At 55.0% G+C, this 23,134-nt stretch carries 28 protein-coding genes; 1 reads left to right on the plus strand and 27 read right to left on the minus strand.

Going from position 1 to position 23,134, the window contains the following annotated elements:
* Positions 1 to 373 precede the first annotated feature (373 nt).
* The 27 genes from Q1A75_RS16810 to Q1A75_RS16940 all read right to left on the minus strand — a co-directional run bounded on the left by Q1A75_RS16810 (position 374) and on the right by Q1A75_RS16940 (position 22,025).
* A complete protein-coding gene (locus Q1A75_RS16810) occupies positions 374 to 658 on the minus strand; it encodes a hypothetical protein (protein ID WP_299592594.1) in 285 nt (94 codons plus the stop codon).
* Between the two features lie 20 nt (positions 659 to 678).
* Complete coding sequence (locus Q1A75_RS16815) at positions 679 to 1,176, minus strand: hypothetical protein (protein ID WP_299640543.1); 498 nt, start codon at positions 1,174 to 1,176, stop codon at positions 679 to 681.
* A gap of 95 nt (positions 1,177 to 1,271) precedes the next feature.
* Positions 1,272 to 1,676: a hypothetical protein gene (locus tag Q1A75_RS16820; RefSeq protein ID WP_299640546.1), complete on the minus strand. Its 405-nt coding sequence runs from the start codon at positions 1,674 to 1,676 to the stop codon at positions 1,272 to 1,274.
* A gap of 4 nt (positions 1,677 to 1,680) precedes the next feature.
* Positions 1,681 to 2,034 (minus strand): hypothetical protein, encoded by a 354-nt coding sequence (locus tag Q1A75_RS16825; RefSeq protein WP_299592588.1) that lies wholly within the window; start codon positions 2,032 to 2,034, stop codon positions 1,681 to 1,683.
* A 23-nt stretch (positions 2,035 to 2,057) separates the two neighbouring features.
* Positions 2,058 to 2,861, minus strand: coding sequence for a Fic family protein (locus Q1A75_RS16830; protein ID WP_299592586.1), 804 nt, complete (start codon positions 2,859 to 2,861; stop codon positions 2,058 to 2,060).
* Positions 2,858 to 3,889 (minus strand): LPD7 domain-containing protein, encoded by a 1,032-nt coding sequence (locus Q1A75_RS16835; RefSeq protein WP_299592584.1) that lies wholly within the window; start codon positions 3,887 to 3,889, stop codon positions 2,858 to 2,860. The genes Q1A75_RS16830 and Q1A75_RS16835 overlap by 4 nt, the downstream gene beginning before the upstream one ends.
* Positions 3,890 to 3,916: 27 nt before the next feature.
* Entirely contained in the window at positions 3,917 to 5,671 is a 1,755-nt protein-coding gene (locus Q1A75_RS16840) for a hypothetical protein (RefSeq protein ID WP_299592582.1), read from the minus strand.
* Positions 5,672 to 5,677: 6 nt separating this feature from the next.
* Positions 5,678 to 6,250 (minus strand): hypothetical protein, encoded by a 573-nt coding sequence (locus Q1A75_RS16845; RefSeq protein WP_299592580.1) that lies wholly within the window; start codon positions 6,248 to 6,250, stop codon positions 5,678 to 5,680.
* Positions 6,251 to 6,324: 74 nt separating this feature from the next.
* A complete protein-coding gene (locus tag Q1A75_RS16850; protein WP_299640552.1) occupies positions 6,325 to 6,660 on the minus strand; it encodes a hypothetical protein in 336 nt (111 codons plus the stop codon).
* 95 nt (positions 6,661 to 6,755) lie between these two features.
* Entirely contained in the window at positions 6,756 to 9,713 is a 2,958-nt protein-coding gene (locus Q1A75_RS16855) for a hypothetical protein (RefSeq protein WP_299592576.1), read from the minus strand.
* The gene (locus tag Q1A75_RS16860) at positions 9,713 to 10,039 is read right to left on the minus strand and encodes a hypothetical protein (protein ID WP_299592573.1); all 327 of its coding nucleotides are present in this window, start codon (positions 10,037 to 10,039) and stop codon (positions 9,713 to 9,715) included. Before Q1A75_RS16860 ends, Q1A75_RS16855 begins: the two co-directional genes overlap by 1 nt.
* Positions 10,036 to 10,323, minus strand: a complete 288-nt coding sequence (locus Q1A75_RS16865; protein ID WP_299592571.1) for a hypothetical protein — start codon at positions 10,321 to 10,323, stop codon at positions 10,036 to 10,038. The genes Q1A75_RS16860 and Q1A75_RS16865 overlap by 4 nt, the downstream gene beginning before the upstream one ends.
* Before the next feature lie 12 nt (positions 10,324 to 10,335).
* Complete coding sequence (locus tag Q1A75_RS16870) at positions 10,336 to 11,928, minus strand: TrbI/VirB10 family protein (RefSeq protein ID WP_299592568.1); 1,593 nt, start codon at positions 11,926 to 11,928, stop codon at positions 10,336 to 10,338.
* A 13-nt stretch (positions 11,929 to 11,941) separates the two neighbouring features.
* Complete coding sequence (locus Q1A75_RS16875) at positions 11,942 to 13,312, minus strand: DotH/IcmK family type IV secretion protein (protein ID WP_299592566.1); 1,371 nt, start codon at positions 13,310 to 13,312, stop codon at positions 11,942 to 11,944.
* Between the two features lie 4 nt (positions 13,313 to 13,316).
* Positions 13,317 to 13,961, minus strand: a complete 645-nt coding sequence (locus Q1A75_RS16880) for a DotI/IcmL family type IV secretion protein (protein ID WP_299592564.1) — start codon at positions 13,959 to 13,961, stop codon at positions 13,317 to 13,319.
* An 8-nt stretch (positions 13,962 to 13,969) separates the two neighbouring features.
* Positions 13,970 to 14,308 carry a hypothetical protein gene (locus Q1A75_RS16885; RefSeq protein ID WP_299640558.1) on the minus strand — a complete coding sequence of 113 codons (339 nt, stop codon included), beginning with the start codon at positions 14,306 to 14,308 and terminating at the stop codon, positions 13,970 to 13,972.
* Positions 14,305 to 15,084: a hypothetical protein gene (locus Q1A75_RS16890; protein WP_299592562.1), complete on the minus strand. Its 780-nt coding sequence runs from the start codon at positions 15,082 to 15,084 to the stop codon at positions 14,305 to 14,307. Before Q1A75_RS16890 ends, Q1A75_RS16885 begins: the two co-directional genes overlap by 4 nt.
* A gap of 86 nt (positions 15,085 to 15,170) precedes the next feature.
* Positions 15,171 to 15,920 (minus strand): hypothetical protein, encoded by a 750-nt coding sequence (locus Q1A75_RS16895; protein WP_299592560.1) that lies wholly within the window; start codon positions 15,918 to 15,920, stop codon positions 15,171 to 15,173.
* A 28-nt stretch (positions 15,921 to 15,948) separates the two neighbouring features.
* Positions 15,949 to 16,545 (minus strand): hypothetical protein, encoded by a 597-nt coding sequence (locus Q1A75_RS16900; RefSeq protein WP_299640561.1) that lies wholly within the window; start codon positions 16,543 to 16,545, stop codon positions 15,949 to 15,951.
* A complete protein-coding gene (locus Q1A75_RS16905; RefSeq protein ID WP_299592555.1) occupies positions 16,488 to 16,775 on the minus strand; it encodes a hypothetical protein in 288 nt (95 codons plus the stop codon). Before Q1A75_RS16905 ends, Q1A75_RS16900 begins: the two co-directional genes overlap by 58 nt.
* Complete coding sequence (locus tag Q1A75_RS16910) at positions 16,772 to 17,338, minus strand: DUF882 domain-containing protein (protein ID WP_299592553.1); 567 nt, start codon at positions 17,336 to 17,338, stop codon at positions 16,772 to 16,774. The genes Q1A75_RS16905 and Q1A75_RS16910 overlap by 4 nt, the downstream gene beginning before the upstream one ends.
* On the minus strand, positions 17,328 to 18,500 hold the full coding sequence (locus Q1A75_RS16915; protein WP_299592551.1) for an ATPase, T2SS/T4P/T4SS family: 1,173 nt from the start codon (positions 18,498 to 18,500) through the stop codon (positions 17,328 to 17,330). Before Q1A75_RS16915 ends, Q1A75_RS16910 begins: the two co-directional genes overlap by 11 nt.
* 2 nt (positions 18,501 to 18,502) lie before the next feature.
* Positions 18,503 to 19,414 (minus strand): type IV secretory system conjugative DNA transfer family protein, encoded by a 912-nt coding sequence (locus tag Q1A75_RS16920; RefSeq protein WP_299592550.1) that lies wholly within the window; start codon positions 19,412 to 19,414, stop codon positions 18,503 to 18,505.
* Positions 19,415 to 19,425: 11 nt separating this feature from the next.
* Positions 19,426 to 19,731, minus strand: a complete 306-nt coding sequence (locus Q1A75_RS16925; protein WP_299592547.1) for a hypothetical protein — start codon at positions 19,729 to 19,731, stop codon at positions 19,426 to 19,428.
* A gap of 55 nt (positions 19,732 to 19,786) precedes the next feature.
* Positions 19,787 to 20,821, minus strand: coding sequence for a phosphoadenosine phosphosulfate reductase family protein (locus Q1A75_RS16930; protein ID WP_299592545.1), 1,035 nt, complete (start codon positions 20,819 to 20,821; stop codon positions 19,787 to 19,789).
* Positions 20,821 to 21,885: a hypothetical protein gene (locus Q1A75_RS16935; protein WP_299592543.1), complete on the minus strand. Its 1,065-nt coding sequence runs from the start codon at positions 21,883 to 21,885 to the stop codon at positions 20,821 to 20,823. Before Q1A75_RS16935 ends, Q1A75_RS16930 begins: the two co-directional genes overlap by 1 nt.
* Complete coding sequence (locus Q1A75_RS16940; RefSeq protein WP_299592541.1) at positions 21,885 to 22,025, minus strand: hypothetical protein; 141 nt, start codon at positions 22,023 to 22,025, stop codon at positions 21,885 to 21,887. The genes Q1A75_RS16935 and Q1A75_RS16940 overlap by 1 nt, the downstream gene beginning before the upstream one ends.
* A 166-nt stretch (positions 22,026 to 22,191) precedes the next feature.
* On the opposite strand from Q1A75_RS16940, the gene Q1A75_RS16945 reads away from it, so the two are divergent.
* Positions 22,192 to 23,127, plus strand: a complete 936-nt coding sequence (locus Q1A75_RS16945) for a hypothetical protein (RefSeq protein ID WP_299592539.1) — start codon at positions 22,192 to 22,194, stop codon at positions 23,125 to 23,127.
* Positions 23,128 to 23,134: the final 7 nt, after the last annotated feature.

Consider the following 23,134-nt stretch of genomic DNA (forward strand, 5'->3'; position numbering starts at 1 on the left):
GGTGGCCACGATGAGCAACAAACCCTCTCTTAGCAAATACCGCTATTTGGACCCATAGGCGCTGACGTCAGACAGACGGGACAAATGATACTGTCACTGACGATCACGGCGTTCAGATCGGCAATACCTTCTTTATGACGCAAGATGCGTGGACTGAAACAAGTTCCAAGGACGATGCCGTGAAAGCTCTTGTGCTGCGCCCCGCAGCTTAGCGCCTTATGCAACGCGGAGCTGGTGTCAGTTGCCATCTAAGGAGGGAATGCCATGCACGACATTATGATCATCGGCTGCTGTATCCTCTTTGCCGGGATTCTGATCAACCATGAATTACGGATACCCTATCTTTGTTCTTACGTTGTGGGAATACCGGGTGTTAACCCCGGTAGCGCAGAGCCAGATCTTCAATTTCGTCAAACAGTTTGCGAGCCGCTTCTTCCGATATTTTGGAACCACCCGCTTTGATGGTTTCGGTCATCTGTTCGATGTCGGTTTCTTCCCAACCGTTCATCGTTGGGCCAATACCCTCGTATGCGGCGCAGTCTCCGACCGACTTGTTCACCGATAGGATGGTATACAAGCATACCGGCATCTGGTCTTCGTGTTCAGCCAGCCCAAAGGCTGGGATAAAGCGTTTGTGGGTGATCAGTTCGGGTTTCATTCTGTTGCCTTTCACAGTCGTTATGCGGCCATCAGGGCCAGCGCTTCGCCACCCCATTGATCCGCCATGGCATTCGCTATGCCGGGGAAGAATTTGGAGCGTACTTTCCAGCGATCCTTGCCGGGTTTTGCTTTGTGTACGCTATCACGGGCTGTCGTGCCGTCGAGAGTGCCAGTTGGTGTCAGCTTTTCCAAACCACGCAGCCATAGGCATGTGCGCTTGCGCTCGTTGTCGGGGCCGTCTTCATCCGTTGCATGGTGCCACGGGTGCAACGATTGTGACGGTGGAAAGTACCCTCTGATCCGTTCTTTGGCGTAGCGGTGCATTATTGGATTTTCGACCGCAACCAGTGGTATGTGTGGTACGTTCAGGACATCCCCAAATAGCTGGGCACCTTTCTCAAGGTGGTCCCAAATCATCGCAAGTTTTTCATCCCGGTTCAGCAGTGGCCAAGCAGTGGCTTCGTCGGGTGTGCAGTCTGCCGGTGGGTTCGTTGGTGGCTCTTTCAACCAGCGCACACCGTCCCTATCGCTTGGCAAGCGTTGCCGAAATACAGATTTTTGGAGAGCGCGAACACACCAGAGTCCAACGCACTCCGTCTTGTGTTTGGTCTTCACATGTTGGCGTTTTTAGCTGTCTCAGTGGCTCGGATTGCAGCGTTGTTGTGAAGCCATTCGTTGTATTCTTTCGCCGCCGCTAGTGCCTCTTCCATGGTAACCGTTTCAATCACCCCGGTTGGATAGGATGATCCTTTTCGGTCCATCCTGAACCTCAAGCGAGGGAGTTGTGGAACGGTTCTATCGAAAAAGTGAGTGTTAGGAACCAAAGAAGGATCAATTCCAAGGTCGATATACACATCGAGCAGGAGTGGATCACATACTTCATTTGTCTCCCCAGTGAGACCGCAGATGCCTGTATCAAAGAACATTGAATCTTCTCGGGGGAGATATTGATGTTTCGGTGTACCACCTGCGGCCTGTAGCGCTTCGATGGTTCTATTTGGGTTTTGATGCGTCATCATTCTATGCAGTGCGAGCCGCACGACCAGAGAGAATAATGCGCGGCAACAGGCTGACCAAACCCAAGGCCAGAGAATAGACCGCAATGGAATATAGGGCCGCTGGCGACAAAGATGCCGCCAACATATCGGACCAATAGCTGAAGCGCGCATTGGACCAAATGATGAAATCACCTTCAAGCATAGCCAACTCTGGGTTCGTCGCACGCTCAAGCACGTCTGGGCCTACGCTTGCTTCCAAAGCATGGCTGTACCCCACGCTCAGATGCACCACGATCATATTGATCACGTATGCGAGCGGCAGATATTTCACCGTCTGCCCCACCAACAGTTGAACCGCGTTAACAGTCGTCTTCATTCTCACGTCCTCTTTCATGGAAGCTAAGTGCCCCCAGCCCCCACCGTTGGGCGGGGCCTAGGGGCATTTGAGGGACGGCAATCCAGCAGAAATGCCATCATCTCAGTTGCATCCTTGTCCACGTAGAAACGCACCATCTTCTCGTTGAACTCCTGGGCGCGGGTTGCAGGTACGGAAATCGCATCCATGCCCTCGGACATGAGCACGCCATTCATCATAAACCTGGCTGTCCGCTTGTTGCCGTCGAAATAGAACTGCTGAAGCGCACCAAAGAGGAAGTGCGCCATTGCGCGTTCCTGTGGATGCGGAACATCGGCATTGAGCACGGCAACACCATTGTTGAACAGATCGACCAGGTTTTGTCCTCCTGGCTCTGTCTCAGGGGGATAGTGGCTATCCAACTCGCCCAGGGCCACACGAGGCGTTATCTGCGCCTCCTCACCCTCGCCACGGAAGTGACCCCACTCAAACGCCTCCTCACGCGCCACAAGCGCGTGCAGACGGTCTGAGGTGGCTTTATCCAGCTTGAATGTGCCCTTCTTGACCATATCAAACAGCTCTGTCGCAGCCGCTGCCAAGTTGAGAACCTGTTGTTGGTCCGATACCTTCCGACCACCAACCGTGACACCATCGAGCAACGTCTTCACCTCGGGGAACGTGAACGGATTTCCCTCCAGCGAACTCGCATCGAAGACAAACTGCGCCATCATCTGTTTATACCGATACAGCGACCGCTCTGTTGTCGTAGCCGATCCCGCAGGCAACACGTCACGATCCCAGCTGAAGCCCAGCTTGTCGAAGATCTCCGTGTCTGTGGCCATGGTCATGGCCTTGCTCCGACAGCCTGCTTTTGCGTGGACGGCGGGACAGGATCAGCGGTAGCCATCGGGTCCCAATCATCGCCATCATCAAAACCCAGATCTATCTCGACTTCGGGTTCCTCCTCAAAATCAATCGAAGGGGCATCCACAGCTGGTGTTGTGTCGATATCAGTTTCTGGCGTCATATCCTGCTCGTCCATTTTCGCTTCCTTTCTCAGACGCCGCTCTGCTTGCAGGCGCTCTATCCAATCATCGTCTTCACTTGGAGTTTCGGCCGTTGCCGCTACGTCCCTTGCTGGTTGCGCCGGTTCGGCCGCGACGGTCTCTTGAACTGGCTGTGGCGCAGCGCTGGGCGTGGCTGGGCCCTTTTCCTCAACACTTGCATGAAAGTCTTCAGCTGCGGCGCGCTCTTCCACGCTGGGCTGCGATAGCACGCTTCCAGCTTCACGCCGCATTTGAACGACCTCTGCCAGATCTACGTTTGCCAGCTTCAAATCATGCGTCACCGCCATCTCCACGACGCGAGCCTTGAAGTCATCGTTGCCGTTGACCTTCACAACGCCCCAGCGCTGCTGCGCAAGCTGGAGGGAGGCCAACAGAGCCGCCTCATCCTCGAAGCTCGGCACATAGATATTCTTTCCGTCGTCCAAAAAGGCCGGCTGTTTGCTACCCTCGCTGTAGTATTCCACGTCCCGGTTGCGGATCTGTGCATTGAAATCACGGATGTCGCCCCCGGTCGATCTGGGCTTTCCTTCCAACACATGCAGCTCGTCCAGATGGTGAGCTTCTTCTACCGCGAGAGCTAAAGCGTTGACGCTCACTTCTGGTGGCGTTCTCCCAAACATGCTTTTCGTATTCTGGACTTGTTCATCCATCATTGCTCGATGACGCCGTACCAGCGCCTCAAACTCAGCCCGTTTCTTAACGACATCGGTTGCGAATTGGTCCTCCGCTTGCGCCTCGATCTCCTGACGACTACGCGGATGGCGCGCATCGGTGCCATCGGACAGATAGTTATCTTGGTCATTTGCCATATTGTCTCTCCATGGCTAGGGGCATCTTCAGGTGACGATGCGCCGGGTTGATGTCTTAATCTGTATTGGCTTCCCAGCCGCCTCCCGCATGGCAGCTGCTGGGTCAAAATCACTCAAAGCGGTGCCGACATCGAGAGCGTCTTGAACCTCGCGCTTACCCGCTTTTTCCTGCGCATCCACCTCACGATAAAGCGCCTCCAGGTCGAAACTGGCCCCTGTATCGTCCATGACGATGGTGCGGTTGTAACCAGAGGTGAACTCTTTGGTGACGAACCGAGCCGCCTGCCGCGCCAGGTCATTCGCTGTGCGACGCAAGAACGGTGAGTGTATTGGTTCACCTATCGCGGTTTCCGCGTTGTAGTGCTCCCACATCCCCATTGAATCGACTGTGCTGAGTGGTTTGCCCAGATCGAGGAAGAAGCGCCAATGTGCCAGCTCAACAAACCGCATCCACCGCCAGACATTGGGCACATACACCCCCATTTTCCGCGTTCTCTCGACCAACGTGCCCAACACGCCAAAGCAGTATGCATTCGCCCGCATGAGCGCATCGCACTCCTCAGACGCCCGGATTAGCCGCTCTGTGACCTTCTCAAGGTAAGCTTTCTCAGCGGCTGTTTCTGGTGGCGTTTCCTTCCAGATAAACTTGGCATTTTCATCCTGCCCGACAGGCCAGCGTTTCCGGTCTTCCAGGCGATGCATTGTCAACACATCCCACATCAGCTCACGAGCCTTCAGGACGGTCTTCATCGCATCCCCGCGCACAACCTCTTGCCCATCAACCGTGATGGTCTCCTTCAGGTATTCAGACAGTGTGATGAGGTCTTTGGATGCTTTTTTGTTCGCTTCAAGCCACAGGCTGTTTTCTGAGACCCTGTGACGTTGATCATCGAAGCCCAGGCGCAGACGGCCTCCTTCAGCTGCCTTCATCGCGTTCAGCTCTGTCCACACTTCGTCAGGAAACTTGTGCAGGTCGAGCACAGCTCGCACGTAATCCTTCTCTTCAAAGAAGATCGAATAATGAACGCGCGCCAACGCCGGTGCCATGACGAGAACGAGGTGAAATGGCAGAGCGTCTACAGCTGAACGCACGGCGGCAAGATCATTCATGTTCTTGAGACCGAGGAACGGGTTCCGCGGCCCAAAGCTATCACTGAAATAAGCTTGGATACCTGCCTTATCGACTTCCAAAAACGCAAAGGGTAGCGGCTCTGGGAAATCAGGGTTCGAGTCTGGGCTGTTCCACTCGGCCGGTGGTCCGATCCGTTTCAGAAATTCATGTTCCTGAAGAAAGCTGAGAGGGTGATGGGGCAGTCTCCCATCTCCCTTTGCCGACGACAATTTGTGGTCTTTATAGTTCAAAACAAATCGGACAGCTGGTTTGAAAATCGCAAACTTGTCCAGTATTTCCATCATTGATGGAGGTGTCTTGTGCGTGATGAAGGCATCCAAATGCTCTTTACTCACCCGCTCATATGCGAAAAGACCTACGGTCAGGATCCCGATCCCTGACAATACGGCTGAAGGCACAGAACTCTTTGCGAGCGTCGAAAGGCTGAAAACCCCATTCTCAGTCTCTGCAATAAGCTGACGCGCTTGAGGAAATAGTTCGTCCCAGAAAGAGCCAAACTGGATCAAACGCACCGTCTTGTAGGCGTCCATGAGGACATCAGGTTTTGCGAACCAGAAAGTTGTAAAGAGAACAGCTACAAGGAAAGCTCCAAGAGCTAAGAGGATCCACAGCGCATGAAGCTCTTGTTGCCGTTGACTCTTTAATGCCATCTGCCCTCACTCCGCAAAGAAACTGCTGACGCGAATGTCAAACAAGCCGTGGGGATCATCGTCATACTCCAACAGTACCCCCGCGATCCCGGATCTGACCAAGGCATTCGAAAACGCCTCTTGATATGATTTTGGGACACCGCCTTCGTGATAAGCCCACCGGAACAAGAGAGCTGGCGTCCGTTGTCGCTCAATGAAGTTCGTATCTGCCATCAGAGCTTCGAGCGCGGTCGGTCCCAACGCATCGTGACGCACGACATTCCAGATCAGCGTGAGCAAGTCGACGTTTCTCTTCGGCGCTTTATCAGTCACATCACGTCGCGGAGCTGGACGCACATACATATCGACCTGCGTGTTTGGCGGGAGCTTGATGTCACGGTTCTTAAGCAGCACTTCAAACCTTTGGCGCTGCGCAGCGGGGATGCCTTGCCGATCTCCTCCAACCCATGGCCAAACAGATGCCGGTTTCCGGTCAAAAAGCGCTGCAAACTCAGCCCGCGCCGTCTTCGTTTCACCGTAGTTATGTCTGATGAGGTCGAGCACATTTTCGCCGTATGTGTATTGTTCTTCTCTGCTCATGCAGTTTGTCACCCTTCTTTGATTGGTCTGTGGCGAACTTAGCATACTACATTGTTCGCCACAGCCACATGGGATCAGGCTTTTGTCCCGATGAGGTATTCAACAGCAACGAACGTCAGCACAGAGAATACTGCCGTACAGCCGCCGATGAGGATCGTGCCCAGTGCGCCACCTGTGCTCGTGCGACCACTTTCATCCTGGTTCGCCTTGTGCAGAAGATAGAAACCGAAAAGCGCGATAAGGAGACCGATGGGCGCGGCCCAGTAGATCGCGACATCGGAGATCTTTTCCGCCCCAGACTTTGCAGAATCCACGTCCAACGTGGTGTTTTGCGCCGCCGTTCGAGCATCTTCGATTTGTTGGAGTGGGTTCAATGGATCGGCAGTTTGGGCCAGAGCCTGTTTGGCCATTACAACAGTGCTCATAACCGCAACGGACATGAGCAACGATGCGTCTTGGATTTTGGTGATTGCATTCATGGATTTGGATTCCCTAAGTGTCATGGTTAAGCGGGGATGGTTTCGACAAAATCTTGGATCAGCGAAGACGCAATATCGGCATAAACGCCGATATCTTCGTCTCCGAACGCCCTGTCGATTTTACATTGCTCGATGTAATCCACCGCCGTCCCTCTAGGAAAACGCGCCACGAGCAATTTCAGCGCGCGCTCCAAGCCCAATCGGCTGACCAGAGCCTTTCGGAGCAAACGGTTGGCGGGGGTCGTATCTAGCGCCCACAACAAGGTGGGCGCTAGATGGTTATAGATGCGAAGCCAGTGGTAATTGGTCTTCAGCTTCGCACCAATCACGAATGCCGCACCCATATTTGGGCGTGGTCCGTGAAGCTCTTGCATTTGTTCGACTACTGCCTCTGAGAAACCGAACTGCTGTTGTAGTTTTCGCCTGGTCCCATTGTCGGTTGCATCCAGGAGGACAATTGTTGACGCAAGCTCCTTAAAAGCTTCGAAGTCATCAATCTTTTGAGACGCGAGAACAATTTCCAAACCCCATTTCCGGCCCTCGCGCGCCATAATATCGACTGTGTTGACGATGGAGGGCGTGGAACCCGTTTTATGAAACTCGTCCATTGCGAAGCGCTTGGGTGTCTCCGCTATGTCCAGAAATCGCTTCCGCCAGTATGTTTGATACAGATCGCGGAGTTCGCCATCGGGGAATGACATTGCTGGGATGTCTTCTTCGGTCCCACTGATTTGGCGCAGGAAAAGGTCGGCCGCAATCATGTACATCAGCGTGTTGTTCCGCGACGCCCCCCGGTCTTTCGCAGAACCACCAACCACAACATCGTTTAGGTCGATGGAACAGATACGAGCATCGCCAATGTCCAACGAAGTTGGGCGCGAAAAGATTGGGAACTGCTCAATAGCTCCGAGGAGGCGGAGGTTTGCGTCTTTACAGAAGGCATCACCATAGTCCTGGCGAAACTCGGTTTGGGTAATGATCCGTGCAACATCTTCTAAAAGCGGCGACGCATAGCGCTGGGCGACCATCGCTTCTCGGAACAGCTTCCGCTTTGCCAGCAAATCAACAATCTGCCACCACCGAGTGGTTTCGCGGAGCGGGATGTCCAGCTTGGCACACAGAGCATCAATCTCTGGACACATCTCAGCCTGCCAACGTTTTGGTTGGCTTGAGATCTCCAAATCTGACATCTGTGCGTAGAGTTGCCGAACAATTGAAGCGACAAAATCAGGATTTGTGCGACCCTCTTCATCACCCAGAACTTCCGTAAGGAATGCCTCGACAAACTTCCTTTCAGGGTCTGTCGGTTTCCGATTTCCCAAGCCCAGCTCAAAAGGGTTGATGTTTGTTGATTGTTGCCGGTCATTCTTCAATTTCACCAACAGCATCTGATGACGCATGTGGTCGGGTGCCATTGATTTCACCAGCTCAATAAAGCCAGCGGATGACGGGCCAATATCGACAACCCCGATAAAGGGGAGCTGTCCTCCTGGTGAAAACACGGCGAACTCGGCATTGGTCCGGTTCATAAACACCGATTTACCTGAACCAGGAGGCGCAGAAACAAGAGTGAGCCAGAAGTTCTGGTCAGACGAGTGTGCCTGCAAAGGGACCGGTTTCCCTTCCGGTGAAATCATCACAGACTGTCCGTTCTTGTAAAACGGTGCCGTGCGATGAAACGGTAGCGATAAGGATAGCTCTGTGATCGGAGCAACAGAATGGCGGGCGATCTTTGCACGCCGGGTCATCCCCGCGCAGGTCTCCGTAAGCGCGCGCATTGGATCGACGGAGACCTCAACTATCGTTGGGCTGTTCCAGCTCTCTAGGGCACGCACAAGGCGTGCACGGCGCTGGGAAAGCAGCTCACGCTCTTCATGCGGCTCGATCCATGTGACCGCCATCATTTGAGCGCCCACAAAGGTTTCCTTATCCGCCTGCGCCAGGGCGTTCACTTCCATGGTAGCAAAGCGTTTTTGCTGGTTCATGGGAGACAAGAACGCAATCATGGTATTGAAGAAGCTCGCGATGGCGGAGATCTTCACCCCACCTGAAAGATGAAGCGCATACCGCCACGGAACATCCTGCTCCCCGCGTCCATCATATCGCTCAAGCTTTTTGCATAGCTGATGGAACAGCGGCATTTGGCGTGGAAAAACCTTAGCGTGGACAACAGAGTAAGTACGTCCACCAAATCCCACTGACCTCATGTCGGGTGCGCCATCACCGGAACTCGTCATAATCTGCTGTGACAGGGGTGGCGCAAAAAAGCCCGACAGATCTTTGGTTTCGTAGTCTCTCAGCTCGAAAAAGCTGCGCTCGAATGTGGTTTGAGGCGTCCAGTCATCGGAGGTCTCATGGAACAGCGCTGCACGTCTGACGGCCGCGAGGTCTTGGCGCAAACCTTCTTTCGTCTCACCCAGTATTTCACACTTCAGCTTTCCTGCTTCCAAAGCGGAAACCACTCCATGCACAAAGCTCATGTGCGGGCCTTCCAGGTTGCGAACGGCAACCAAGGGGTCCATTGCCATGCTGGCGTTGATGCGTCCCCAGCTGGCTTTGTTTTCTGCGAACTCCTTGCTGGTTTCTTCCGCATATCCAGCGCCGATACCTGTCCAACAGGCGATCAGGATTTCTTCGTAGATCACCCGTTCTTTCAGAACACCAATCGTTTCATCAATCAGGACATCTGCATTGAGACCTTTCGCTTGCGCGTCTCTTTGGCGGTCACGTCGAATACTCTCGATGTAGTCGGAATTGTTCTGGGAGCGCTCGAAGGTAATTGTGAGCGAGTGATATGGTTCGCGCAGGAGCGCCCCGATCGCTTGCGCGGCAACAGCCATGCGCTCTTCAAATTCGTTCTCGGTCGCCAAACTGTCGCATCCATGGACACGGATGATCGAACAGTTCCCGTGATCGTGAGCGGTGAAATACGGCTTTCCGTGTTCAAAACCGTGAAGGTCGCAATAGTCGTCGGAAAACGCCATCAGCTCTCTCCCATCTCATCCATGAGCAAAATGTCTGGCAGTGTGTCGAAGGTGGCGGGATGGATCTGCTCCAACTCTGCCAGCGAGCACTGGAGCACGCGGATCAGCGCCGTGCGCCCAACGTCCGCGCGACGCTCCAACTCTGTTTCGATCCGTCGAATGACTTCGCTAGACAGGTTCTTGTCGTCCTGGTCTCCGCGATCAATGCTGCGCCAGTAGAGGTGCATTCTGCGCATTGCAGCCTTGGCCGCTGCCTGTTCCTCTGGTGATCGCAGACCCAAATCAACAGCGTTGACAGGCCCGGTGAAGTAGTACCGGCGCGTCATGGCGCTGTCCCAGCCGGGGACCAAAGGAGCGACATGACCCCGTACCAGACACCAGACACAGAAATCATGCCCGCGATAATCACGGCCAGGATGTGCCCGACCGGGATCGCCATCCCTTTTGGGCTTCCATCCTGCTCCTGCACATGTCGAAACATGTTCACAAATGACGCCAGCGAGAGGACTAGCCCGAGAACACCAGCCCCCAGAATGAGGACGCTAATGCCCCAGCCCGTCCAGACGGTCCACGACTGGAAAAGGGTGCCCAGATTCTTATCGCCATCCATACTCGACGCCTCCTACTGAACCTGTGAAAACGTCAGGCCATCCAAAAACACGATGGAGAAGCCGTGCTGGGGCGGAGCGCTGACTGTCGGTGGTCTGTTGAACCCGCGAGCTGCGTTGGAGGCCATGGCGTCCCCAATGGGGCTGAGAGCGCCCATACCGATGACCGCCCAATCGTCATCCGTGAACCTGTCACGCGAATTATCGTTTGTGGTTCCGTCACCAATGATGATGACGTTTCTGTCGCCGTTGCCACCAAAACGATTGTCGACTACGCGGTTCCCGACATCACCGATCCCCTTGATGAGACCTGACACGAACAAGGAGGAGTAGCGCTCGAAGACATGGCGGTCGACTTTATCGAACACGCCAACGCGCAGCTGGTCCGCGCTGATCCCCATCGCACTGATCGGCACCGTGCGACCGTCTTGGAGAATGAGCGTGTCAAACTCCATAACGGCGCTTTCTGCCGCGAGACGCAGTGTGCCCCGCACCCGCGCTCCATTCAAAAAGGCGGAACTGTCGGCCCCGTAATCATGCAGCTGCGCAAACACTGGCAACTGAGCTGCGTCGTCACTGTTGAAGCCATACACCAGCGTCGCATAACGTTGATCTCCCGGCACCAAGAGCGTTTGGGACCCAAACCCCTGGGCGTTCCGAGACGTATCATAGAGGCTGGAATTTCCGTCTAGGGCGGTTTGAGCGACTTGGTAGGGTTTGCGCCAATCATAGGCTTGGTCATGCTCTCGGGTGACCGCTGCAAAATGATCAAACCCAAGATCGATATCCAACGCACCATCAACATATGATGACGGGTTGTTTGGATCGATGGTGCGCAGAACCTCAGTCGCGTCAGTCGCGGCTGCATCAGCATTGCCTTGCGGGTCTTCTGGCAACGCGACAACAGGTGCCGCCCTTGTCGTGTCTTGGCTTAAAGGCTGCACAACGTCAGGAAGACGCGATGTCGGCAATCCAGTGTTTCCGCCCGCAGAACCTTCCTCGAACTCAAGGATATTCATTGGCACACGGTTCCCAGCGCCGCTGCCGCTATACGTGTTGATCGAAATACCTTGGCTCTGGCGCCCTTGCATCATGGAGCGCCGCAACAAATCATCCACCCATTGATCGGGGGACCCCGTGACCGGCGGTGTAGCGTTCGTGGACGCCTCAACCTCTTGTACAGGCACCTTGTAAGCAACGTTTGGAGGACGCACTGGCTCGATCTTCGCAAGAGGTTCTGCCGCTGGTTTGCGGCTGTCGGTGACGAAGGCATCAGCCATTGGATCGCTCCGGTCACCAGACGTGCCTTGGAGCTGAATGACAGGCGGCGCTGTGTAGCTCTGCAAAGCGCCTTCGCTTCGAGCGATCTCCTCCTCGGCAACATTTCGGTTACTCGTTGCTCTCCGCGCCGCCTCTTCGGTGTCAGAGATAACCTGGAATGGGTCCGCATTTGATTCCGGCAACTGCCGGGGCAAAGCCTGGGCGCTCACTCCACCATCAAACGTTGCCGTATCCTGGTCCCCGGCCACCACGTTCATCGCGACAATCACGCCGACAACGGCCACGACACCACCAGATACGATTGCGATAGACTTCATGCTTGCCATGATGAACCTCGGGTCAGAAATCAGCTGTTAGGGAGAACTCCTGACCGTTCTGGGCGTCTGCCACGATCAGGCTGTTTACAGGTTTGTTGTAGCGCCAGACATTGATCCCACCGGAGCTGCTGGATGCCGAAGCATCAGCCGTGGGATTCACAGGGCGGTATCGGCCCCGCACATAGAGTTGGCCGTTGTAGACATACCCTTCGATGTTTGGGGCACCGAGCATCTGGACATACCGCGCTCCGCGTGGCGGTGTCCCATTCACGAAGTCGGCTAGGAAGCGATCTGGCTGAAAGCCCTCGCGATCCACATTGTTGTTTGCCAAGGCCGAGCTGGCTGCTGTGGCATTCGCCGCTGCTGTTGGGCTGCGGCCAGGCACTGTGACCGTAAGGGTGACATCTCGTTTCAGAGCGCTGTCATCAGTTCCCGGAGACACGAGCAACAGTCCCAGCGCAGCAGGAGCACCCTGGAGCTTCACTGACATGTTGGAGGTCCGGTCACGGCACAGAGACAGGTAGAGCATGTTGCCAGTCCCGGTCCCGGTCGCACCACCGTTCTGCTCTTCTCTAGCGCACGCGGAACCGCCAATGCTGACCATAGACGACTGGTAGACCACCTCTTCGATTGGCCACGGGTTTCCAGAGCTGTCGATGAAAGCCACATCGGTGATCACATCAAGACCGGGGTAGATCGGCGTGACGCCACTCGTTGACCGATCTACTGGGTTGATGGTCAAGCGACGGGACGCAAACTCTGGAAAGGTGTTGGTCACGCCATCAGAAACTTCGACAGTCAGCATCGCGTCGATTTGTGGTTTCGGTTCGTTGGTGCCCGCTGACACAGAGAATATGATCGGCTGCGCAGCCCCGCTCACCCTGACATTGATCGTTCCATTGGCCCAAAACTGGCAGGGATAAATATTCAGCGTGTTTCCGTTGATCTCTCCGGTAGCCGAGCTGGGCTGACCAGCTCGATCAGCACAGCCTTGGCCATTAACGGAAAAGAGAGTCGGATCGTGAACGACCGAAGTTACCGTAAGCGGTCGAAAATCTTCATCAACGAAGTTGACGGCGGTGATGAATCCCCTGCCCAGCTGAAGCCCCTGCGGTCCCGTAGGCGTGACATTGGATCTGACACGTACCTGCCGAATGTTGAGCTGCGGCTCTTGGGCGTCGGAGTATCCAATGCGCGACTGGTCGCGCTGGGCATCCAACGTCCGGTCATTCAGCACTTTCAGACGTTCAGCGAACTCTTCAGGTGGCAACCCTTGGTTCTCAGTGAGAAAGGTTTCCAATTGTTCCTGTGAGAGGTTCAAATCCTGCGCAGTGGCAGCAGTGCCGCCCAAAATCATGGTGGCTGCAAACGCAGAAAGGCATTTTTTCAGCATCTGCCTAACTCCTGTTGGTATTTTGGACTGAAATGAAGCCATCAACAGCAACGCCATTCGGGTTCGCAGGTGTCGGATCCACCCTCAGAATGGTCAGCTCGATGATGCGGCGCTCAGCGCGATAGTCGTTCCCGTATCGATAGGTGATCGTCAGCGGGACTTCGATTTTCCAGAAGTAACGGCCGTGATCAATTCCAGTTGTCTGGATCACTGGTGGCCCATCGCTCACGGACGACACGACATAGAAATTGCGCTGCACCTGGCGCAGGATGTTGGACCGCGCGAACGCATCCATGAACTGCTCGCCACCTAGCTCTGTGAAGTAAGTCTGGACGGCGTGATTGAGGTGTTGTCGCCAATTGATGTAGTCATACGTGTGAGCGCTGATGGCCGCACGAGCAGCAAAATCCGACAACAGCGCTGGCGAGATGTTTGGTTCTGTGAGTGGTATAGCCTCGCAAACGGCTTGCGCGTCCTGTGTCCAAAGAAATGTCGTCTTCGGGTATGAGTTGAACCCAATGATGAGCGCTAGATTGCCAAGCATCGATAAGACAAGCGCCACCCCCAACCCGATGAGAGTGATGAATGTGAAACGCTTTTGTGCGCGGAGGTGATCATCACGGACTTGGATCTGTGAATGTGCATCCATGGCGTGCATCATCCTTCTATGGGAGCAAGCGGCTCGAAGACTGGTCTTCGGGGGGGGATTTCACGCTGTGGCTCTACGGGAGAGATCTCGCTCGTTGCCGGTGAGCAGCCATAGGAGGAGCCATCTGCCACATAGGCAACCTCATCTATCCGCCAGAGCAAAAGCGCATAGAAGCCCCCCATGAACAGGAGGGACAGTGCGTTTGCAACAAACAGGCCATACGCCCACGACCGCAGTGATGCGACTTCCATAATCCGCTTGGAAGGCGGCACCGGCAGCTCCGGCTGCGCAAGTGCAGGCAGCGCGAAATCCAATGTGTCGTTCTTGCGTTGGCCAAAGAAAATCACGAGCCGTAAGCCTCTGTGATTTTAATGACATCACCCTCGTTATATCCCCGCCAGAAGGTCGCTGTGCCATCGGCTTTTGGAATGATGAACGACGGGACCGCGATAGAGCGCTCCGACCCTTCATAGAGCGCTGCCAGAATCCTCAAATTGTCTTCGAGCTGACCAAGCGTCTCGGTGCTTCCAGGAGCAGGGGGAACCACACCCTCCGCCGCAGCCTGTATCGCGGCCTGCCCTTCAAGCGTCCGCATTCCATTGATCCGCACCGACCCAGCTTGAGGACTTTCAAGCGTAGAAACGGGGATCCAGTTGATCCTGACCTTGCCGTTCATCTCCGCCATAGCTTTTTTGCAGTGCGGGCACGCAGGATCAAAAAAAGCGAAAATTGGCTGATCACTCTCAGCCTCGCCTCCAACCTCAAACGCGGTCGCCTGGGCGACAAGCTTAGTCAACGCTTCAGCGGATTCAGGGTTGCTCAAAACTGGGACGAGCTGAGGGGGTACACCCTTCGCGGTAAGCCCCAAATCACCACTGATCCCACCGGTGTTTCCGCTGCTGACAAGCGGTGGAAACTGCTCAGAAGCTATGTTTGGTGGGGCAATGTAACCAAGCTCTGATGGCGCAGTCTGGCTGTACAGCTGCCGTTGCCCAAGGTCGCGTTCACGTTCCAGATAAGCGATTTTTTGGGACATGCTCCCAGCGTAGAAGCCGCCAGCGCTGGCGATGCTGACAAGCACGAAAGCGCAACCAACGAGCGGAACGATTGAGGTATTGGACATCAAAAAAACTCCCGTCTGACCAGGTGAAGCTTACCCGGCCAATCGAAAGTTTACAATCGGTTTTTAGATTGATTTTGGTTTAAGCGTTAACGCTTCATTCCCTGACTGGGAGACCGCTCTGGACGAGCGCCGACACGTTTTTCAAGCTCGGTCGAGTACGATTTTTCAGTCACAAGGTGCTGTTTCACTTCTGCGATCTGCTGGGCAGATTGGCGCATTTCGTTTGGCGGGACGAAGACTGATCGATTGACCTGGGTGTCGAAGTGTTGCTGGGCATCATTGTCCCAAACTCTGCTCGCAAACTCAGCATTATATTCGCGCCGCAAACCACGACGCGCCTCCATATATACTTTCTTGAAGCTATCCTCGATCTCCGACTGCTCCCGCTCGGCGGCACTCAGGAGGTCGGAAGCGACGTCATAGTTCTTCTCTGAGATCGCAACAGATGCATCGGAGACAGTGGCTGATACGTCCGACGAACGGGATCGGGTATCTTCCATTGCCTTCGTCCAGATTTCCTCGGCTTTTACTTCCAGTTGACGGAATGCCGCTTCGCGGCTCGCTGTCCGCTCAAACCCCTGTACTTGTGGAATCTCGACGCCTGCTTCGCGCTGGGCGTGCTGTAGCTGATCCAAGATTTCTTGGCGCTCGGCGCGTTCCGTGTCAGCTGCAAACAATATCAAGGCTTGCTCAACAGCATCATCGCGAACGCTCTCTGAGCGCAAATCGTCTGATGATAGCTCTTGTCGCACCAAGCCGCGCTCTTGAAGGAGCTTCAGATAGGGCGACTCTGGGTGTATGGCTTGATCAAACAAAGCCTTTACCGATGATGACATAACCCGCTCCCTTTTTCAGCTGTTGAACTTACGACAGAACTGTGTCCTGCAACACCCCATCGCGCACATTAGCAAACAACAGCGCATATCCTAGCGGCATAGCAACACTCCTCTGAAAGCAAAATTTGACGGCAGCGGCTACTGCGCCTGCCCAAAGAACCAGAGCTGCTTCACGCTGATCTGAATGTCCTTCTGGAAACCAGATATCTGCCAACTCACATCCGAACATAGCTGTATCGTTCTCACGGATGTCGGCCTTTGGGGGCGGAGGATACGAAGCAGGATGTACGCGCTCATAGTATGCCCGAGCTATGGCAAAGAAGATTGGGGCGAAGGTTTCACGCCGGTACCAAAAATCATTGACGATCATCGCGCTTCCATCGTCGTTCTCTGCGTTTTCAGGAACAATACGCGGTGCATTCGGGGATATAAATTGAAGCGCATCCGCTGGATCTAAACCATCGACCAACTCTGCAAGACCAACTGAAACGATGTCGCAAGCAGCATCACCATCTTTGACACTCATTGTATCAAAGACGGCTTCAAACACTGTTGCATCAAACACCTCTAACGCACTCGCCATCTGTTGCCCTTCAGGAACCGCGTATTCATCATCAGCACCCACTCATACGGGGTAATTTTCCATTTTGTGTTTAGATAGTAAACAAATGCAATGTACGCGATCCAGACAAATAAAGTAAGCTTGACTGTGCCCATCCATGCTGCCGGAATTAACGGTGGCAAGCCCAGCAAGATCGATGAGTTCAGTCCACCAACGGTTGTTGGCACATTCGCGAACCGCCACTTATCTGAGACAATCACGCTGTCGCGATCAAATTCTTCGCCGTTGCTCACAATGTCAGTCCTTTCCCAGCCCACCGACGCCCCGTCGCGCCGGTATCAACGTGAGTGAAAGTGCGATATCGCCCCAACCCTGAGACATTTAGGTTCGACGCCATGCGATACACATCGTCAGGCAGGAAACTGCGCAACGTGAAGTCCCCCGCTCTACCCGAGATATGGTAGGAATGTTTCGCAGCGCCTTCCAACGTCGCGTTGCGCCGCGCAGTTCTGTGGCCAGAGTTGAGGTTGATCAGACAGGGCGTCCCAGCATTGACGGATAGATTGGTTTGGATGTTCGCCAAGAAGGTGAACAACATGGGATCAATATAGACGGCCGCATCGGCATCCCGCCAATCTCGCCATAGCCAAGACAAGAGGCGGACGGCTTGGACCTCATATCGTTCACCGACCCAATGCTGTACTGCCAGCTCATCACCATTGGCATTCCGCACCCAAAGACGGTCGTATCCGACTTCTTCCCACGGTGACGCTTCTGTTGGTTTCGGGAGCGCAAAGGAGCCTAGGGCGCTAACGATCCCGAAGACAGCTGATCGTCTGGAAAGCTCATAAGCCATCTTCGTCCTCTCCATATGTGCGATAAAGAGTGCGGCGCAGCTGGTCATCCAAATGACCAGCATGATACGCCTCATCGATAGATCGGCGCATCGGACAGGCATTCTCTGGATTCTCCATCAGCTCCCGCAACACTGGAATGTGCTGAGAGTAGCCCGCCTCCAGGAGCCTCTGCTTGTCCGCATTGGTCAGATACAAGTAGTCCCGTAGAACAACCATCTCGCCATCGGAACCACGGATGCGGACTTGCGACATAAAGAGCCTTGATGCATTCACCTGCGCTGCAAACATTCGATCATGCTGCGCGACCGGAAAGTTCAGAACGAGGCGCTGGATGATTTCGAGACAACTGTTCGCATGTGTCGTCGCAAACAAAGGGTGGCCAGCTGCGGCCACCTCGTGAGCGGCCTCAATCGTCTCTGTGTCTCTGATCTCCCCGATGACAATCAATGACGGGTGACGTCGCAACGAGTTACGGACCCCAGCAGCGAACGAGGGGAGATGCCTCCCGATCTCTGCTTGATGAACATATGAATGCGCACTTTTGATAGAGTGAAACAGATATTCCACGGGCGCTTCATATGTGACGATCTTCCCTTTGATGGGGGTGTCGCCTTCAAGAATTTCGCGCTGGCAAGCCGCAAATGTGGTGGATTTTCCCGAGCCTGTTGGTCCAGCGATCAGGAACGACCCTTGCGTGACCGCGAAGCGTTTCCGCAGCTCCTTTGGGAAGCCGACTTGATCCAGCGTCAACGGGACAGAGTTGATCCGACGCAGCGTCGCATCATAGCTGTCGCCGCCACTGCCAGCGAAACCCCCGGTGATATTGAGCCGAAAACGATGCTGCAATGGCTCCCCAACATCATCGACCTCGTGAGGATCACCGACATTGACAGCACTGTCGTGGTCAGTGCCACTGCCAACCTTGGCGGTCACGTTGTCTGACCGGGTGATTTTCTTGAGCACTCTCTCAACCTGGCTACCGTTGAGGGTGTAGCGCGTGACAGACAGCATCTCGCCCTTGTGCAACGTCAGCACCGGCAGATCGGTTGAGAAGAAGATGTCATCGACCTTCATCCTGGACAGATACGCCAGCAACGGGATGACAGCATCCGGGTCAGATAGATGCGGCCCATCATAGTCTATCGACTTACCGTTCCACATGGTTAGGGCCTCCGAAACCGGGGCGCGACGCGGAGAGTTAGTGTGCGCTCGCCACGATGCGCCCGCGTACCTCCCTCGGTAACGCGCCAGCGGCTCACCTCGGTCTTGAGGTCGGGCAACGAAACAACGCCCTGACGGGACAGCTCATGGTATCGGATCATACCGCCGTAGTCCCTGTTCAGAATGTTCCACCCTGTCACGAACCCACGCCGCGCCTCGGAGATACCTGCATACCAGCCAACGGACGCACCTTCTCGCCAAGCAGACTTTTCCTCGGCCGTCTCAACAGAAAGGCCCTGCGGCGCTGCAATCGGCTGCACCGGCAGGACCAGATAGGACTGCCAGCGCGGCGGCTCCATCGACAGGCGCGCATCCTTCACGATTTCGAAGGAGCTGTTCGAGAAATAGAGCAGCCGCCCCGACGCCTCTTGCACATTGTTGATCCGGCTGATGACCGGCGGGATCACATAGGTCTGGATCATCAGCCGGTTAAAATCGAAACGGCGGGTCAAATTGGGAACGTAGCGCCGCTGGACAATCTCATTGATCCGGGTCGCCTCGTCCGCATAGCCAGCTCGGATGCCAACACCACGAGCTGCGTCATAGATCACCCGCAGCTTTGGATCGGATGGCACAAAGCTCTGGGTACGCCGGTAGAAATCGCTGTTCGGATTTACAATGTCTTCGTATCGCACATTGGCAGACGGGGCGTTGACGGTTTGAAGAACGAACGAGGACGATTCATCCTTGCGCCCCCGGCATGCATTCTTTTGCGCTTCCTCGGGATCAGAACAATCAGGCGTTGGCGCAACCAATGGCGTCCCTGGCGCTGGCAACTGTTGAGCTTGTGCTACTGCACCTAACCCGAACACGCAGGCGGCTGTGCAGGCGATGGAGAGAATGCGGCTATGCATCGTATCGGCCTCTACTTGATTTTCGGAGTGGGTGGATTGATCGTCAGCGAGTCCGACCCGTCGCTCGCCTGTTGTTTCGACCGCATTCGGTCGAAAGCAGAAAAATTGTGGCAACCCTGAAAGTGCCTTTCGAACTCGGCCCGGTCGAAGCCCTGCATTTGCTCCCACGCGATTGCCAGCATGAGACGCATGGTATGGCTGGCGCGCATCCTGACCGACTTCTCTATGAACTCGCTGATCTGCGCTTCGGTTTCGCTTTCCGAGTTGAGATACGTCCGCAGCTGACGAAGCTCTGTTTTACGTCCTCGCTTGGCCATTATGCGTATCCGTTGAATGGTGCTGGCTGTTTCATGTTCCGACGCTCCCCACCTCTTACTCACAAAGGCCGTATTGGCTGCTGCACAGCTGATTGCCGTCCATCAGTTTGAACCCGTCAAACTGCCGCCCTCCACGGGTCGTCCTTGACCACGCTTCAATGTCATCGATACCGGGCAAAGCCTCATCGAGCCGCAGGCCGCGTTTATGGTCCTCCGCAAGACGCTTGCCTTGAGGTGTGGTCGATGCTGCAAAGAACGTCGCCTGCCCTCGCTTGCTGGCCTTTGACACCAGCAGCTCAAAGTGCCGTATCTTTTCCAAGACCTCGGGGAAGCGGGCGAAGATCGCTGACAGCTCTCCCTTCCGAGCATTGATGCATGGGAAGCACCCGACACGACCCATACCCATGCGGTAGAGCGGGTTTGGCTCCAATCCGAAGTGGTCATGCAAGGCAAAGGTATTCTCAGCCGACCAATGCAGGATGGGTCGCCAGATGTGGAGCGATCCGATGTCAGCATATCTCACGCGCTGATGGCGCGGCAGCTGGGAGCGGTTTTGACTTTCTCCCCGCCTCTCCCCCTGCCGCCTCTCCCCCTGCCACGAAATGACATTGCCTTGGGATGCCATGGCCGGGACGAAGACCTGTTCGAAGATCGGTTCGGCCTTCAGGTGCTCCGTGCAAAATTGCCCCTTGATCGAAGGAAAGCGCCCCTTCCAGATACACAGGTCCAAAAACGGGATCCCCGTCGGGTGCAAAATATCGAGTGCGGCCTGAATTATTTCGTCGGGCATCCCATCAGAAACCCACTTCGTCTGCACCAGTTGGCGTTTGTGCGCGATCCGCGCAGTGAAGTCAGCTTTGACTATTTCGACTTCTGGTCCACCCGTCCGCGCCGATAGCTTACTGATCCACTCATATGTGATTTCGTTTTCGTGGCCGGTATCCGCAGTCACTGCCCGGAACGGTCTGCCGCGCATGATAGCCAGCAGATAGCAGGACGCGGAATCCTTGCCGCCAGAGACGCTGACAATGTGCTGCGGCTCGCCGGTCAAGCCATCGCACGATTGATCAATGTTGAGAGCACCATCCATCACGAGCGCCCTCCCCTGTCATTGGACGCCCGCACCTTGAGCAGTCCACGGACACCAGCTTGCTCCGGCTGATCAACCTTCAAGACGACATGACCTGGTAAATCTTGAGCCGCCGCCTTGCCCAGGGTGTGAGCACCCCCTCCAACAAAAAGGACGTGGCCAACATCACCAGAAGCGACCTCTGCCTTCAATCGATCCAGACACTCACCATTCAAATGATCGACGGTTGCACTAACAGCATCATCAACGAGATCGCTCACATCAGTCCTGGCACCCGCGACAAAGATTGTGGGGTCCTGGCACAACTCTGGGACGTCGATCACATCTCGATATCCATGCGTCTCCACAAACCGGCGGTCGATCTGAGCGGCCAGTTCTTCGGTGCCACATCCAGACTCGTGATATTGGCTCATCACCAGTGTTGGCAGCAATTCACCCGTCCACTCCACGTAGTGAATGCGCGTCCCAGTCGCTCCGATATCCACGATGGCGACAATCGCGTCGACAGACACATGGTCCTTCGTGAACCGCTCCAGATCTTCCCGCGCCGACGCTGGGCTATAGATTGCGAGATCGTAAATTGCCCATGCCGTCTCCACGCTCGCAGCCACTTCGCGCAACTTCCATTTCGATGCGCTGGGCAGACCTGACGACGGATCAATCGAACCGATTTCCATGCGCAATAGGGAACGCTCAACATCCCCCAAAGTCGCGGCCTGATCTTCGCCACCGGAGAAGAGAAGCGGCGCGGGCTGGGTCAAAATGAGGCTCGTTTCCCCGGTCACAGATAGCGAGTTCATCGCATGTTCAACCAACACTCGGCGGAAGGTATTTGAGGGATCACGGAAGCCATCCGCACGGATCGGAAACACCCCATACTCGCACGCGAGCACCGAATAGATTTGGAAGTTCTTTGTGGTCTGACCCAAGCAGTAGACGCCCCCTGCCTGACGACCAATCAGACCTCGCACCACCGCAGAAGCGAACGCATCAGCCTTGACGACGTTGCCGTCCATGGTGGCGACTTTCGTTGTCGCCAGCCCCGTGTCGATCACAACCAACATCAGAACCCAACGTGCCCGCCCGAGCTGTTGATGACACGGTTCACGAACTGCTCTGTTGTCTCATCTGGCCGGATCTGCGTCTGCGGATTCATGCAGGCTGTGAGCGTTCCGAGAACAAGGGTGAGGACGACAATTCGCATGGCAGATACTCCTGAGAGACACGGATGTTTCCGCCGCACGATATGCCGCAATCAATCTAAATACAATACGATATTTTATGCCATCCACCCGTTTTCATTGGTAATTTATCGAGGCCTATAGTATACTTATGCGACCACTACCCCCCCGTTAGCGTATGGTTTCAAAATGCATGAGAATACCAAAATAGCTTACATGAAAAATGCTGAGAGGATCGCCGGTGAGGTGGTATCTTTGCATGGGTCAGATGCTGTGGAAGGCTACTTCGAGTATCTCATGGTGAAGTCCACTGAGCTGTGCACGAACACCGTGAGGATCTACAAAAGGTCAGTCTGTTTCAGCTTGGAAGAGGCCGGTAGAAACGACGATGCCGACCGCCTCCGACAGATGTTTGACGAGGTTGAGAACCCGGCACGCGGACGCAAATTGAAGCTTGTTCGCAGAGTCCCGCACAAGATTTTTGAGCGCACTTTGCGGAACCTCAGAGAGAGCAAATCGAAGACATCTCACCGTGCCGCCGACCTTCTTGTTGCTACAGCTTTGACCGGTCTTCGTCCGAGTGAGTGGGCCAATGCGGTGCTTGAGGGGCGCATCTTGCGCGTGAAAAATGCGAAGCATTCTGACGTCAGAGGCAACGGTGAACACCGTGAACTTGAGCTGCTGGATTCGATCACAGAGGACGAACGTGCGGCCATCGAACGGACCATGAAATTGATCAGCGAGAAGGGCTATAAGACGGTGCGTCCCAACCTCTCTGTGGCGTTCAAAGCGGCGCTGGGCGAGGCCATCAAAAGCCTTGGCGAAAGCCGGTGGTTTCTTCGTCTTCGCCTGTATGATTTTCGCCATCAGTTCAGCGCGGATGCCAAGCACGAATGGGGTGTCGGGACCGGTATGGTCGCAGCCGCAATGGGGCACTCTGTAGAGGACACAGCCGTTGAACACTACGGCCGGAGGAAGTACGGCAAAGGTGGTTTGAAGGTGCGGCCGAGCCAGACAAGCATTTCAAATGTGAGGCGGCTTTACCCGGTCAAACATCCTGATAATCGCCCCAGCCCAAGCGTGATTGACTTCGGTGATTTGGGCAAAGTGAAGCCATCATTTTGATGGCTTC

Origin of the sequence: uncultured Tateyamaria sp. (assembly GCF_947504105.1) — a bacterium.
In the GTDB taxonomy this organism is placed as follows: domain Bacteria; phylum Pseudomonadota; class Alphaproteobacteria; order Rhodobacterales; family Rhodobacteraceae; genus Tateyamaria.